General features: G+C 38.9%; 14 protein-coding genes. All 14 read right to left on the minus strand.

Annotation, left to right across the window (positions count from 1 at the left end; all coding sequences use genetic code 11):
- Positions 1-8: 8 nt before the first annotated feature.
- The 14 genes from G9C87_RS14985 to G9C87_RS15050 all read right to left on the minus strand — a co-directional run bounded on the left by G9C87_RS14985 (position 9) and on the right by G9C87_RS15050 (position 14375).
- Entirely contained in the window at positions 9-3029 is a 3021-nt protein-coding gene (locus G9C87_RS14985) for a SusC/RagA family TonB-linked outer membrane protein (RefSeq protein WP_172282588.1), read from the minus strand.
- 147 nt (positions 3030-3176) lie between these two features.
- Positions 3177-3878: a LytR/AlgR family response regulator transcription factor gene (locus tag G9C87_RS14990; protein WP_172282590.1), complete on the minus strand. Its 702-nt coding sequence runs from the start codon at positions 3876-3878 to the stop codon at positions 3177-3179.
- On the minus strand, positions 3859-4929 hold the full coding sequence (locus G9C87_RS14995) for a sensor histidine kinase (protein WP_172282591.1): 1071 nt from the start codon (positions 4927-4929) through the stop codon (positions 3859-3861). The genes G9C87_RS14990 and G9C87_RS14995 overlap by 20 nt, the downstream gene beginning before the upstream one ends.
- A 78-nt stretch (positions 4930-5007) precedes the next feature.
- The gene (locus G9C87_RS15000) at positions 5008-5403 is read right to left on the minus strand and encodes a DoxX family protein (protein WP_172282593.1); all 396 of its coding nucleotides are present in this window, start codon (positions 5401-5403) and stop codon (positions 5008-5010) included.
- Between the two features lie 77 nt (positions 5404-5480).
- The gene (gene arsB / locus G9C87_RS15005) at positions 5481-6515 is read right to left on the minus strand and encodes an ACR3 family arsenite efflux transporter (RefSeq protein ID WP_172282595.1); all 1035 of its coding nucleotides are present in this window, start codon (positions 6513-6515) and stop codon (positions 5481-5483) included.
- Positions 6516-6525: 10 nt separating this feature from the next.
- Positions 6526-7143: a protein-tyrosine-phosphatase gene (locus G9C87_RS15010; protein WP_172282596.1), complete on the minus strand. Its 618-nt coding sequence runs from the start codon at positions 7141-7143 to the stop codon at positions 6526-6528.
- 33 nt (positions 7144-7176) lie between these two features.
- Positions 7177-7650 carry a DUF6428 family protein gene (locus G9C87_RS15015; RefSeq protein ID WP_172282598.1) on the minus strand — a complete coding sequence of 158 codons (474 nt, stop codon included), beginning with the start codon at positions 7648-7650 and terminating at the stop codon, positions 7177-7179.
- Between the two features lie 57 nt (positions 7651-7707).
- Positions 7708-8034 carry an ArsR/SmtB family transcription factor gene (locus G9C87_RS15020; RefSeq protein ID WP_172282600.1) on the minus strand — a complete coding sequence of 109 codons (327 nt, stop codon included), beginning with the start codon at positions 8032-8034 and terminating at the stop codon, positions 7708-7710.
- A 127-nt stretch (positions 8035-8161) separates the two neighbouring features.
- Positions 8162-9286 (minus strand): ABC transporter permease, encoded by a 1125-nt coding sequence (locus G9C87_RS15025; RefSeq protein ID WP_172282602.1) that lies wholly within the window; start codon positions 9284-9286, stop codon positions 8162-8164.
- The gene (locus G9C87_RS15030; protein ID WP_172282604.1) at positions 9283-10389 is read right to left on the minus strand and encodes an ABC transporter permease; all 1107 of its coding nucleotides are present in this window, start codon (positions 10387-10389) and stop codon (positions 9283-9285) included. Before G9C87_RS15030 ends, G9C87_RS15025 begins: the two co-directional genes overlap by 4 nt.
- A gap of 2 nt (positions 10390-10391) precedes the next feature.
- On the minus strand, positions 10392-11135 hold the full coding sequence (locus G9C87_RS15035) for an ABC transporter ATP-binding protein (RefSeq protein WP_172282606.1): 744 nt from the start codon (positions 11133-11135) through the stop codon (positions 10392-10394).
- Positions 11125-12066 (minus strand): ABC transporter ATP-binding protein, encoded by a 942-nt coding sequence (locus G9C87_RS15040; protein WP_172282608.1) that lies wholly within the window; start codon positions 12064-12066, stop codon positions 11125-11127. The genes G9C87_RS15035 and G9C87_RS15040 overlap by 11 nt, the downstream gene beginning before the upstream one ends.
- Before the next feature lie 77 nt (positions 12067-12143).
- Positions 12144-13073, minus strand: coding sequence for an HlyD family secretion protein (locus G9C87_RS15045; protein ID WP_172282610.1), 930 nt, complete (start codon positions 13071-13073; stop codon positions 12144-12146).
- A gap of 15 nt (positions 13074-13088) precedes the next feature.
- The gene (locus G9C87_RS15050) at positions 13089-14375 is read right to left on the minus strand and encodes a TolC family protein (protein WP_172282612.1); all 1287 of its coding nucleotides are present in this window, start codon (positions 14373-14375) and stop codon (positions 13089-13091) included.
- Positions 14376-14380: the final 5 nt, after the last annotated feature.

The following is a 14380-nucleotide window of genomic DNA, read 5'->3' on the forward strand; positions in this document are numbered from 1 at the left end:
CATAGTTTTTAAAAATTAACTTTCAGGTTAAATGCAAAATTTCTGGTTGCAGGCATCACTCCGGACTGATATCCCTGAATATTTCCCGATGACAAACCTGCTTCGGGATCTGAATAAGGAAGATTTTTGTGGATGATCCAGAGGTTACTTCCCACAACACCCAATGTGAGACTTTGAATGCCTATATTTCCCAGAGATTTCTTATCGAAAGTATAAGAAACGGATACCTGGCGGAGCTTTATAAAGCTGGCATCATAAACAAAGGCAGAAGAAGGTGGGTCGGTTTCAATGATCTGGCTGGATCTGGAACGATCCAGACGTATCGTGTTGGGAATATAATGTCCCGGATTATTAGGATCCTCCATCACTCCGGGTAATATAACTCCTCCTCCATTAGATAATGTGTTTCTTATAGGATTACCTAAATCATTCAATCCCACAGAGTCGGGATAAAGTCCTGTTCCATAGCCGAAATATTGGTCCAGTGAGAAGATCTTTCCTCCTTTTTTCCAATCGATCTGAAAGCTTACATTAAAATTTTTATAGGTAAAAGAATTGTTGAGTCCGGCAATAAAGTCAGCCTGGAAACTTCCCAGGTTGTGATTGGTATCATCCGTGTGAAGGTAAGCCCCGTTTTTTCCTATGATCTTATTTCCATTAGGATCATACACAAAATCTGCTCCCCAGATGCTTCCATACTCCTCATTAAGTGGCGCGTTGATAGAAATCCCTCCCGGAAGCGTTCCTATTGAAATGTTTTCTGTCCCTTCTCTTAAGGCGGTAACTTTTGTTTTAGGATTGGACCAGTTGATGCTCATATCCCAGTTGAAGTTGTTCAATTTTAAAGGACTTATATTGAATGAGACTTCAAATCCTTTGGTGGTAAGCTCCCCTGTATTCTGAATTTTGCTTCCGGAGCCGTTGGCAAGAGAAATAGGAAGTGGTAAAATCTGATCAAAGGCAATATTTCTGAACCAGGCAACGTCAAAACCTATTCTGTTTTTAAAGAACTGCATATTGGTACCCAATTCAAGGTTTTTAAGCTTTTGCGGAAGCAGGTCGGCATTCCGCAAGACCGTATTGTAAGAATATACAGGGTTGTTTCCAAAGGATGACTGAACAATGAACCTGTTTCTCAACTGATCTGCATTGGTGTCAGAACCTACTTCTGCGTAGGCAGCCCTTACCTTTCCAAAACTCAGCCATTTTTGTTGCAGCAGATTGGAAAATACCATGCTGGCTGAAACGGATGGATAGTAGTAAGCTTCTTTTCCTTTAGGCAATGAACTGGATTGGTCTCTTCTGAAAGTCCCTTCAATGTAATACGTATTTTTATATCCTAAGGAAGCCTGGACAAACGCTCCGTAAACATATTTTGATGTATCCGATATCAGGGGTTTTGCAGGTGTTGCTGCAGAATTGGAAATGGTATACAGGTCATCGATGTACAATCCTCCGGATGTGGTCTGGGCATTGGAATAGCTGGACTGGACATTAATATTTCCCCCGATCAGTGCCTGGATATTAAAATTTTCTCCAATATTCTTTTTGTAGGTTGCGATAAGGTCGTAATTGGTTTCTGTAAAGCGGAAATCGGTAATAGCATATCCGGAAGGCTGTTCAATAGGATTAAAACTAAAGAATGCAGGTATTGAGCCTTTGGCCCTCCGCTCTTCTGTGATCATCGTATATCCGTCAGTACCTACCCTTCCCAGTATATTGATGCTTTTGGAAAGATCATAGCTCAGGCTGAAGTTTCCTGCAAAACGATCCCTTTTATCGTTTTGATAATTTTTATAGCGTGTAAAATAAGGATTATCCCAATAACCCGGACGTAAATCATCAGGAGAAAGGATGTTCCAGGTATAGTTTTTATTAAATGTTTCATAAAGATATTTTTGGTATTGAATATCGACATTGGTAGGCCACCACTGCCTGAAATTACCCATAATATTATCCCCGTAACCCGTAGAGTTCCGGCCTTTGGTATTTTGGGTTACATAATTGGCAAAGATTGTAGCGGTAAGATTATCCGTTATTTTATACGACGCATTGCCCCCGAAATTATTTTTGATCAGGGAAGAGTTGGGAAGAATATCTGTCGCATTGATATTGGAATAGCTTAATCTGAAGGTAGCACGGTCATTTCCCCCGCTTAGTGCGATATTATTGGTTTGATTAATCGCTTTCTCAAAAAAAGTTACCGGTCCGTTTTTGGCCATTACCCATGGTGTTCTCTTTCCAAAGTTGCGTGAACCGGGAATAAATGCATCATATTGCCACACCATAAGGTTAGGATCAAATGGTGCTCCATAGGAAGAATCTGAAAAAGAGGAAATCGGATGCCCCTGGTAAGAATTGAAAAAGTTTCCATCGTATCCCTGCCCGTATTCTGTCTGATATTCTGGAAAGGTTGACTTATCCACAGTAGAAACGGAAATGCTTCCACTGTATTCCAGACCGATCCCCTGGGTATTTTTCCTGCCTTTTTTCGTTGTGATGATTATGGCTCCATTCTGTGCCCTGGATCCGTACAATGCGGTGGCTGCAGCTCCTTTTAATACATTGAGTGTTTCAATATCATTGGGATTGATATCGGAAACCGGGCTGCCGTAATCATAGCCTCCAAAGCCATTAACCTGAAGCGGGGAATTGATATTCCTGTTGATGATGGGAACTCCATCTACCACAAACAAAGCCTGGTTATCTCCAAGGATAGATTTATATCCCCTGGAAACAGCATTGACTGATCCTCCGAAATTGGTAGACTGCTTGATCTCAAGACCAGCCACTTTACCGGATAGATTATTAATGAAATTGGTGGTAGGATTTTTATTGATTTCTTCGCCTTTTACTTCCTGGGTAGAATATCCTAAAGATCTTTTTTCTCTCTTTATTCCTAAAGCAGTTACCACCACACCTTCTATATCCTGAGTTTTAATGGTATCTTGCTTTCCCTGTGCAAAAACAAGCCCGTGTCCTATAAAAAAGACGACACCTGCGCTGAGAAGCTTTATCCGGTAATTCATAATTATTGATTTTTTTAACTGTTATGAGTCAAAATTCAATAATTGGTGAATATTTTAATGAAATGTATATATCAACAGCTGGATAACGTCTACTAAAACTGGAGGCCGGAAAAATGATACCATTACAGAATAAAGGCTTAAAGAATGCTACAATTCAACAAATGGTTTATACGTTCTGCCTATGGGAAGCTTTTTACCGTTTATCTGAATCATATTGGCTGATTTAACTTCTATTTTTAATTTAGAAACAATATAGGATTTATGAATACGGAAGAATATTTTTGAAGGTAGGCTTTTTTCAATTTTACTGATGGGCATTTTAAAGGTGAGCGTTTCTGCTTTTGTATGAATATTGATATATTCGCGCAGACTTTCAATATAAAAAATGTCCTGAAGTGTGATCTTAACCTGTTTTTTTCCGCTGTTAATGAAAATATAATCACGGTCGGCAATTTCCAGTAAAGCTTCTTCGGATTCCATAATGTGTCTGAATTTACTGATGGCAGTAACAAACCTATCGTAAGGAATGGGCTTCATCAGGTAATCCACGACATCGAGCTCATACCCTTCTACCGCATATTGATGATAAGCTGTGGTTACAATGACAAAGGGAGGATTCTTTAATTTTTTCAGAAAATCAAATCCTTTTATAACGGGAAGGTTGAGATCCAGAAACATAAGATCTACACCATGAATGTTTAAAAGGCTGCTTGCGTGTACAGCATCGGCACATTTTCCAACAAGGTTGAGTTCTTCGTTCCGGATTACAAAATTTTCCAGAATTTCAGCTGCAATGGGCTCATCTTCCACGATAATGCAGTTGTATTTTTTAGATGCTGAATGTATCATTGAGGTCAATGGTTAGTTTAACGTTATACCGATCATTTTTATCTTCCACAGAAAGGATATGTTCCGGATACAATAATTCCAGTTGTCTGCGGATATTTTTTAATCCTATTTTAGTAGAATCACCGGCTATCTGTTCTTTGGAGTTTTCTACAGAATAATGGAGGATGCCGTTTTTCAGGCGAATATCTATATGTATAAATGAGTTGCCCAGACTTTCGGATACGCCATGTTTAAATGCATTTTCAATAAACTGAATCAGTATCAACGGTGAAATTTCCTGCGACGGATTATCGATGTCTTCTTTAAAATTAACAAAAAGCCGCCGGTGACGGATTTTCTGAATTTCAATAAAATCTTTAATGTTCTCAATATCTTTTGCAATGGAAATGTGTCGTTCAGCTGCTTCATAGATATTATAACGCATGATTTTGGAAAGCTGGAGAATGACGTCTGGGGTCTCATCGGCCTTTTTCAGGGCCATTCCGTAGATGTTATTAAGCGTATTGAACAGAAAATGCGGATTGATCTGGGCTTTCAGCATGGTGAGTTCCTGATCCAGTTTTTCCGATTTCAGCATGGATATCTGGTTCTTGAGAAGGTTCTTCTGCCGGGTAATTTCAACTCCGAATACCAATCCGACCATAAAAATAAGATCCATGAATGAATTGAAAGCAACAAGTCCGTTGATAAACCCCGAAGGTTGTTTTCCGTCAAGGGTTTCCGTAACTCCGTATATGTAAGGATAAATGATATAATGTGTGAAAAACCGATGTCCCAATACGGCAAAGATCACAATGAGAATAGAAAAAAGATACTTGAGAAGCTTACTGATGCCTGTTTTTTCGTAAACATAGAGTAACGCATAGGCAAGAGGGACTTTGACAAAAAAATATCCCAACTCAAGAGTCAGTGTGTTCTGAAGCCTGATTTGCCATTTGAAATCCGGAAACTGATACCGGGACCAATAGAAATCAAGATAAGCCTCAAGGATATAATACAATATCCAAAAAACCAGATGGGTATATAATTTCGATTTTATATTGGCTTTCAAGCTGTCGATTTAAAACTACAAAATACTATTTTTCAAACCAATATAAAAGCAGAAAAGCTATGAAACGAAACTTTTTGTCTATGAACGACCTGCTTCTTTCTTTCTAAAGGAAATTTCCGGAAACATAAGATTCAGAAAACAAAAGATCAAAAGGAAATTAAATTCAATTCCGTTGGTACCCCCTCCTACCACAAACCAGCCGTTTTGTGCGTGGACATAATAGATCCCTGATATAAAGATCAGTATATTGCATATCGCGACCGGTTTTATATATTTGTTCAGTACCAGAAATGGGACGGATAAAAGATGGGTTAATTTAACCATCCACGCGATATACAAGCCCCAGGGACTGAAACCAATGGTATTCAAAAAATGGATGCCAAATTTATTAACATCCCCGCTTACAATGGAGTCAACACTGTGCATCAATAAAATCACGGATAATGCAAACCTAAGGAAAAAAGACTTTTTCATATAATCAAAAATAGGTTATAGGAAAAAGTCTGGTTTTATTTCAGGTATCAACAACCCTGAAGTGCATACAAAAATGGTTATGGCTTGTTACTATAATTTTTTAACCATAAGCTGACCTTAACTAATAGTATCAGAACCGGAACTTCAACCAAAGGTCCGATCACACCAACAAATGCCTGTGGAGAATGGATTCCGAACACGGCGATAGATACGGCGATGGCAAGTTCAAAATTGTTTCCTGTTGCAGTAAATGCGATGGCTGCATTTTTATCGTAAGGAATATTCAACAGCTTATTGATAAAGAAACTCATCATAAACATCACTATAAAATAGACGATAAGCGGAATGGCTACTTTTAGTGTATCTAAAGGGAGTTCCAAAATTTTGTCCCCCTTAAGGCTGAACATAAGAATGATGGTAAACAATAAGGCATATAGCGTTAAAGGTGATATTTTAGGAATAAACTTTCTCTGGTACCATTCCTTTCCCTTCAATTTTGTAAGTAAGTAACGGCTCAGAAAACCGGCAAAAAACGGGATGCCCAAATATATCAAAACACTTTCTGTTACTTCTGATATGGATACGCTGATATTAAAATTAGCAAGGCCGAGTTTTCCGGGTAAGACATTGATGAATAACCAAATCATAAAACTGTAGCTGAATACCTGGAATATGCTGTTAAGAGCTACCAGCAAGGCTGCATACTCACGGTTACCTTTTGCAAGGTCATTCCAGACAAGGACCATTGCAATACATCTTGCCAATCCTATGAGAATCAGGCCGACCATATAATCAGGTTCATTCCTTAAGAATAAAACAGCTAATATGAACATTAAAACAGGGCCAATCAGCCAGTTCAGCAATAGTGAAACACCGATAACCTTCTTATCTTTAAATGCTACAGGGAGAAGGGAATAATCCACCTTTGCCAATGGCGGATACATCATTACGATTAGACCGACAGCTAAAGGAATATTGGTTGTTCCCACTGATAATGAGGTGATCATATCCGGGATTCCGGGAAATACATTGCCCAGGATAATTCCTGAGATCATGGCAATGAATATCCATAAAGTGAGAAACCTGTCCAGGAATTTTAATTTTGGCTGCATAGTATTGATCTTAATGGAGTTGTTTTACCTGGGAAAAAACATGCCACATTTCTGCCCCTATCTCCAGACTTCTTTCATCATAAACTTTGGACTGTTCAGGAGTATTGTCTGAAATTTTAGGATCTTCAAAAGTGATGGGGATACGCTTTTCTGCACCTGGAATAAAAGGGCAGCCTCCATCTGCCTGAGAACAAGTCATGATTGCTGCAAAACTGTTGGCCGGATTAAACGCACTGTCATATCTTTTAGAAAAAGCAATAATGGGTTGGGACTCTTCATTATACCTGATTGAATAAACAGGATTTCCGTTCTCAGCTATTTTCAGGATCTGGAATCCCTGTTGTTTCAGAGTTTCTATAACCGTAGGAAATACAGCTGTTTCTTCCGTCCCTCCCGAATAGCAAGTTACTTTTGGAATGGCAAAAAAATCGGCTGCTGCTTGTGCCCAGACCTGTGACAAATGGCTCCTTCTGGAGTTGTGTGTACAAATAAAGTTTAGATTTATTGGATTTCCGGCATTGAATTTTGCCTGGATGAATTCTGTAAGAGGTTGTAGCAGGACTTTTCTTTCCTGGGTAATTTCAAAGGCCTTTAATTTTTCTATAGTTTCTAAAACGGATGGATACATAATTTTTGTTTATTTTTAAGATGGGACAGTTGATTAGCAGCATCCTGATTCTGGTGTACAGCAAGCACCTGATTGGGAAGAAAGGTCTGATAATTTGAGTTTTTTCTTTTCAGTTGGTAGCCCACAAGCTTCCTGAGCCAGGCAGGCTGTGGTTTTATTTTTAAGGACAAAGGTTTTTCCATTGAAATCCAGATCATACTTTCCGATGGTAACGTTCTGATATTCCACTTCTATTTCATGGTCTTCAATTCCTAATTTTTCCTCGGATAGTGCGATGATATTGAGAAGCTTTTCGGGTTTTAAGCGATGTTCATAGTCATTGGCATTCCAAAGCTGGAAATTGACTACTTTTTCATTTCTTATGGTTCCTCCGCAATCAATAAAGGATTTTGTTATCGTTCCGACCTCGGTAACATGAAAATGCTCAGGTACAAATGTTCCGTCTTCGAATTGAAATTCAACATTATGTAATGTTGGTAAGATGTTTTTGATTTCAGATAATTTCATTGTTTTTATTTTATTTGTTTATTGCAATATTGCGATTAATAAGGTCAAAAAAATGCATTAGCAGCATTTTTGTGTAGTAACAGTGGAAATAATCCCCGAGAAATATTCGTTCAAAACTTCAAAAGTTTTTTCATCAATGCAATAGCAAATTGCAGTTCCTTCGATATTTCCTTTGATGAGCCCTGCATTTTTTAATTCTTTTAAATGCTGGGAAACCGTAGCCTGTGCCAGCGGAAGTTCATTAACGATATCCCCACATATACATGCGTTTACTTTTAAAAGGTATTCTATAATAGCAATCCGTGCAGGATGTCCCAATGCTTTGGCAATAGTGGCTATTTTATTCTGTTTATCCGTAAAATGGTCTGTCTTGGTTGCTCCCATAATGATAACTTTATATTGCAATATTACGATAAATATGTTACACTAAAAATATTTTTTCCATTTTAACAATTGATTATTAGAAATACGAACAAAATAATTTTACAATTGTCGTTGATTTTCAGTACTTTCAACTCGTTTTCCTGTAATTGTAAATTGCCAGTGAATTCAGGAGCAATGCGAATCCCAGCAGGTAGAAAAACTCGGTTTTGATCTCAGAAAATCCACTTCCCTTCAGTACAATAAGCCTTACGACTTTAATGAAATGGGTAACAGGGGTGAAATTGGATATCTGTCCCGCCCAGTCGGGCATACTTTCGGTGTTGGTGAAAAATCCGCTCATCAACATAAAGATCATCATGAAGAAAAATGCAATGAACATTGCCTGAAGCTGTGTATCAGCAAAAGTAGAGATCAGGAGGCCCAACCCTAATAATGCAATAAGGTAAACTGCTGCAAAAAGATAAAGAGTCAAAAGGCTTCCTTCAGGAAATATGCCGTAAATAATGTACATTACAATGAGTCCGATGGTAAAAACAGTCATTCCTACAATCCAGAAAGGAATCAGTTTCCCCAGGATAAATTGCCATTTTTTTATAGGGGTAACATTAATTTGCTCAATGGTTCCGATTTCTTTTTCCTTGACAATATTAAGAGCCGTAATGAATCCTCCGATTAGTGTCAGAAGCAGGACCAGTATTCCAGGAACCATATAGTATTTGTATTCTGCCCTTGGATTATACCAGTTGGTACTTGCCACTTTAATGGTTGCTGGAGATACAGTGGTGGTTTTAACCGGTGATTTAATATTAATATCCAGATTTTTGTTAAAATCTCCGATAACCGATACCAGATAGCTACCTCCCAGAGAAGACTTTGTCCCGTTGATCGCATCTACCGATATATTTATTTTCTGGCTTTCCTCGCGGACCAAATTGCGTTCAAAGTGAGCAGGGATCTCCAGAACAAGATCGGCATCACCGTGTTCAATCATTTTCAATCCTTTTTGGTAGGAATCCGGGTTTCCTGCAATTTTAAAATATCCGGATGAAGTAATTTTGTTGATCAGTCTGTGGGAATAGCTACTTTGATCATGATCAACATATGCAATATTAATATTTTTTACCTCAAAGTTAGCCGCCCATGGCATGATGATGAGCTGTATTGTCGGCATCATGAACATCATTGCCAGGATAATCTTATCCCTGAAGATCTGACGGAATTCTTTTCTTAAAATAAAGCTTAATACTTTCATGACAAGCGGATTTTAAATTTCTTTAAGGCAAGCGTTAAGAGTCCACCTGCCATAATGAGTAAGACAAGAGTTTCTTTCCATACATAACTAAAGCCCAGTCCTTTCAGCATAACTGCTTTTACGATATCATAGTAATATCTTGAGGGAAGGATGTGTGATACGACACGGAATATCCAAGGCATATTTTCTATAGGGAACATAAATCCTGTAAGCAATAATGTAGGTAACATCATTCCCATCATAGAAATCAGCATGGCTGTCTGTTGGGAGTTGGTTACATTCGAGATAAGCAATCCCAGGGAAAGACATGTGATAATGAATAAGATGCTTTCTCCAAATAATAAAAGCAGGCTGCCCCGGATTTCTACATCCAGCAGATACACAGATAGCAGCAGGATGATCACAAAATTGACCAAAGACAATACAAGATAAGGAATGGCTTTGGCCATCAGAACCATAACGGGCTTAAAAGGAGAAACCAATAAGATTTCCATGGTTCCCATTTCTTTTTCACGAACGACAGACACAGAGGTTAAAGCCGTACTCACAATCATAAAAATTAAAGCAATCACTCCCGGAATAAAATTCAGTGATCCGTTTTGTTCTTCATTGTATAACAGCCTTATTTCGGGAATTATTTTATATGTGATTTTGATATGGGGATTAAGTTGTTGCTGATAATCATTAATGATATTGTTGAGATAATTGGTTAATATCGTTGCGGTATTGGGATCTGATGCATCCGCTATAATCTGAATTTGCGCTCCGCCTGTACGATAGAGATCTTTTCCGAAATTGACTGGGAATATAACTGCACATTTGATGCTTCCTTCTTTAAACCTTCTTTCCACATCCAGATAATTCATGATGGGTCCATGCATTGTAAAATAGGGGCTTGCCTGTATTTTGGAAATGATCTGGACGGAATGGATGTCATGGGCATTATCCTGTATGGCAATGCCTATATTTTTTACCTCGCTGCTTAATGCATATCCAAATAAGATGATTTGAACGACAGGCAAACCAAAAAGGATAAGTAAGGTTCTCCGATCTCTGAAAACGTGGTAAAATTCTTTCCTGATAAATACGAGTAACTGTTTCATAACTAATCTCCTGATCTTTTGGCACTTCTTGCCAACTGGTAAAAAACTTCGTCCATCGAGTGGGTTCCAAACTGGTTCTTCAGGTTAGCGGGGGTATCCATGGCTTCTACTCTTCCGTCCACCATTACAGTAATCCGGTTACAATATTCTGCTTCATCCATATAATGGGTGGTCACGAACACCGTGATCCCATCCGCTGCCGCCTGATAGATCATATCCCAGAACTGCCTTCTTGTAATGGGATCTACTCCACCTGTGGGTTCATCCAGGAATACGATTTTAGGCCTGTGAAAAACAGCTACTGAAAAGGCCAGCTTTTGTTTCCAGCCCAGCGGTAAGGAACCTACCAGTTTTTTAGCCTCGTTTTCCAGTCCTAATCTGGAAATAAGTTCATTGCTTCGTGTTTTTATATCTGAACGCGATACGCCATATACTCCTCCATAAAACTCAATATTCTCCAATACAGTAAGATTATCGTATAAAGAGAACTTCTGACTCATATAGCCTATATTTTTCTTGATCTCTTCCTGTTGTTTGTATACATTATAACCGGCTACTATTGCTTTTCCTGAGGTTGGAAAAGAAAGGCCACAAAGGATACGCATGGCAGTGGTCTTCCCTGCCCCGTTGGCTCCTAGGAAACCGAATATTTCGCCCTGATCTACATCGAAGGAAATACCGTCTACGGCCTTAAAATCTCCAAACTGCTTGGTCAGATCTTTACATATAATTGCTTTATTTTCCATGGTTGGTTTCTCTTATTTCTTTTTGTTCACGCATCAGACGAATAAAACTATCCTCAATAGTGGGGGTAATTTTTTTGATCTCAAGTTCATCAGGATGATACGATTGGGCTAGTTCTGTCACCTCCTTTTCAGTTGCCGTATCAGAAACCATAGTAAGATGAAGATATTCTCCGAATGCATAGCAACTTTCAACAGCTTGGTCAGATCTCAGGTTTTCCAACAATTGATACATATTGGCACCTTTAGCTGCAAAAAGGGATTTGGGAAAATTGGAGACGATTGTTTCGGGTTGATCTACAGACATGATCTTTCCTCCCTGTATCAAGGCGATCCGGTTACAAAGTCTGGCTTCATCCATATAAGGTGTAGAAACAACGATACTTATATTCTGCTCCTTTAATCTTCCTAGCATTTCCCAGAATTCTTTTCTTGAAACCACATCCACACCGGTGGTTGGCTCATCCAGAAACAGCACTTCCGGTTTATGGATCAATGCACAGCACAAAGCGAGTTTTTGCTTCATTCCCCCTGAAAGCTTACCTGACCTTCTGTTGTTGAATGGTTTGATCTGCTCATAAATATCTTTAATGAGGCTGTAATTTTCCTCTATGGTTGTTCCAAATAAGGTAGCGAAGAAGTCCAGGTTTTCTGCCACGGTGAGATCCTGATATAGTGAGAATTTTCCTGGCATGTAGCCTACTTTATTTCGGATCATCTGGTAATCATTTACCACATCATGTCCTTCCACAGTGGCTGTTCCACTATCAGGAAGTAAAAGTGTGGTAAGAATCCTGAAAATAGAGGTCTTACCGGCACCATCAGGACCGATTAGCCCAAAGAGTTCCCCCTTTTTTACTTCAAATGAAACCTCATCAATGGCTTTTATATCGCCGTAGGACTTGGTCAGGTTTTTTACTATTACTGAATTCATTTTTATTTTGAATTATGAATTATGAGTTGAGGGTTGAGAGTTGAGAGTTGAAAGAGGAAAGAGATTGTACTTTTTAATTAAAAAACTACCTCACCATACATTCCAATTTTCAAATAACCATCATTCTTTACACGTACTTTTATAGCGTAAACGAGATTGGCTCTTTCGTCCTTAGTCTGAATATTTTTTGGAGAGAATTCGGATTGAGATGAGATCCATTGTATGGTTCCTTTGTATTCCCTGAATCCATTCTTACCCTGATCGATTCTTACTTTTACCTGCTGCCCTATTTTAACCTGAGGAAGCTGGACTCCCGTTATATAAGCCCGTAAATCAAGGGTACTGATATCGGCTATTTTATACAAGGGCTTACCGATCAGCTGCATTTCTCCTTTGAGGGCATAATTAACAAGCACTACTCCATTAACAGGGTTAATGATCTGTCCTTTGTTAATCTGTTCCTGAAACTGGGCCGCTGTTTTCTCCAAAGGAGCTTTTTCACTGAGAATACTTCTGTTTTGGGTATTGACATTGGAGTTATTGACTGATCGTTGCTGGCGGGTGGCTTCAATCTGTTTTCTTAGTTGATCAATGGCGGCATCGATATCGTCGAGCTGTTTCCTTGTAGCAGCATCTGCTTTCAATAAGTTAGCTGTACGTATTCGTTCACGGAGCTGTTGTGCCAGTTGAGCTTCCTGTACAGCAAGCTGCTTTTTGATCAGCAGATTCTGCTCATCTGCATTATTGGTTTTTTGGTTTAGGGCTCCAATGCTTGCTTCGGCCTGCTCTTTCTGAAGAGTGGCTACTTTTACATCTATTTGTCCTACTTTACTTCCTGCATGAAGTTGCGATCCTTCCTGAACGGAATAAGAAATCAGCTCACCGTTTTGCTGTGCGGATACAATAACCTCATCGGCTTCAAAGTTTCCTGAAGCATCAAAATTATCTTTTTGTTGACATGCCGTCAAGAGTAAAGTATAGGCTAAGGGGATGATTATTTTTTTCATTGTAACAATGGATTATTAATTTCCGGTTATGAATTTCTGATTGTATCTGGCCTGTAATAATTGAATCTGATGAAGAACCAGGGTTTGTCTTGCAAAATGTTCAGCATTGAGTTTCTGAATGTATTCATGGATGGTGATTACTCCATTATCAAGCTGTGCTTCTGCAGATTGTTTTACAGATTGCCGCAGGGCAATGATGTTTTCATCCTGTGTGATCAGTTGGGTGTATTTTTTTACCTGTTCATCCTGCTGCGTAAGATCCAGTTTTGTGTTCAGAAGGAATGTATCTCTGTCTGCATCCGCAGTTTTTTTGTTTAACTCCAGTATTTCTTTTTTGTTGGATGAGGTATACAAACTGTCAAGAGACCAGCTAAACCTTACTCCTGTAATAAACCACGGACCGAACTTATTCTCAATGATCTTAAGTGTAGGCCTTCCATATGCTCCCTGGAAGAATGCACTTACCCTGGGGAGAAAATCGGATTTCAACTGTTTTTTCTGGAGGTCGTAAATGGAGTTTTGGAGATCAAAAGCTTTGAGCTCAGGCCTTCTAATTTCTGTTTGAAAATAATCACTGTCGGGAGTTTCAAGTTTCGTAGAATCTGAAAGTTCTTTCCCAATGAAAATGGAAAGCATCTTAAGATAGGCTTCCCGGTTAGCTTTATACTCTGTTGCCATCATATCGATATTGATGATCTCTGCTTTTAGTTCATCCAGATTGCTTCTGTACGCAACACCATATTTTAATGCAGCTTCTGTCTTCTGGATCTGGGTATGAAGGTTGGATTTGTTGAGGTCGTTTTGTTTTAGCTGTGCATCCATAAGCAGGATGGAGAAAAACAGATTATTGACCCTTTGCTTTAATGTATAAAGGCTTGTTTCAATGTTTTGTTGCTGTAATTCAGTATTGGCTTTTATCAGTTCCTTCTGGTTGTGAGTGGTTCCTCCATCGTACAATACCTGGTCTATCTCTCCCTGAATTTTGTATTGGTCTTTACTGAGTGAAGGAAGTGCGGCATTGATCGGGAGTGCTCCCAGTGCATCCGAAAAACTGATGGTTTGAGACTGGTATGTGGCCTGGCCGGAAAAAGAAACCTGGGGAAGATATTTCTTATTGGCGTTTTCAATATTGTAACCGGCTGTTTTTGCAATCATCCCTTTTTTTCTGATCAGCGGGTAATTGTCTTTTGCCTGCTGATAACATTCTTCAAGACTAAGGCTTTGAAGCTGAGATTTAAAAGAAGTTGTGGAGGCACAACCCAGAACGAAAACCAGCAGGTATTTTTGAGCATTTTTGTACATAATCA

This window comes from Chryseobacterium sp. LAM-KRS1 (assembly GCF_013184525.1).
In the GTDB taxonomy this organism is placed as follows: domain Bacteria; phylum Bacteroidota; class Bacteroidia; order Flavobacteriales; family Weeksellaceae; genus Chryseobacterium; species Chryseobacterium proteolyticum.

Coding starts and splice junctions, on each gene's coding strand:
- G9C87_RS15035 (WP_172282606.1), bottom strand. CDS start 11,135: ATGGAAAATAAAGCAATTATATGTAAAGATCTGACCAAGCAGTTTGGA.
- G9C87_RS15025 (WP_172282602.1), bottom strand. CDS start 9,286: ATGAAAGTATTAAGCTTTATTTTAAGAAAAGAATTCCGTCAGATCTTC.
- G9C87_RS15040 (WP_172282608.1), bottom strand. CDS start 12,066: ATGAATTCAGTAATAGTAAAAAACCTGACCAAGTCCTACGGCGATATA.
- G9C87_RS15045 (WP_172282610.1), bottom strand. CDS start 13,073: ATGAAAAAAATAATCATCCCCTTAGCCTATACTTTACTCTTGACGGCA.
- G9C87_RS15000 (WP_172282593.1), bottom strand. CDS start 5,403: ATGAAAAAGTCTTTTTTCCTTAGGTTTGCATTATCCGTGATTTTATTG.
- G9C87_RS15010 (WP_172282596.1), bottom strand. CDS start 7,143: ATGTATCCATCCGTTTTAGAAACTATAGAAAAATTAAAGGCCTTTGAA.
- arsB (WP_172282595.1), bottom strand. CDS start 6,515: ATGCAGCCAAAATTAAAATTCCTGGACAGGTTTCTCACTTTATGGATA.
- G9C87_RS15030 (WP_172282604.1), bottom strand. CDS start 10,389: ATGAAACAGTTACTCGTATTTATCAGGAAAGAATTTTACCACGTTTTC.
- G9C87_RS15015 (WP_172282598.1), bottom strand. CDS start 7,650: ATGAAATTATCTGAAATCAAAAACATCTTACCAACATTACATAATGTT.
- G9C87_RS15020 (WP_172282600.1), bottom strand. CDS start 8,034: ATGGGAGCAACCAAGACAGACCATTTTACGGATAAACAGAATAAAATA.
- G9C87_RS14990 (WP_172282590.1), bottom strand. CDS start 3,878: ATGATACATTCAGCATCTAAAAAATACAACTGCATTATCGTGGAAGAT.
- G9C87_RS15050 (WP_172282612.1), bottom strand. CDS start 14,375: ATGTACAAAAATGCTCAAAAATACCTGCTGGTTTTCGTTCTGGGTTGT.
- G9C87_RS14985 (WP_172282588.1), bottom strand. CDS start 3,029: ATGAATTACCGGATAAAGCTTCTCAGCGCAGGTGTCGTCTTTTTTATA.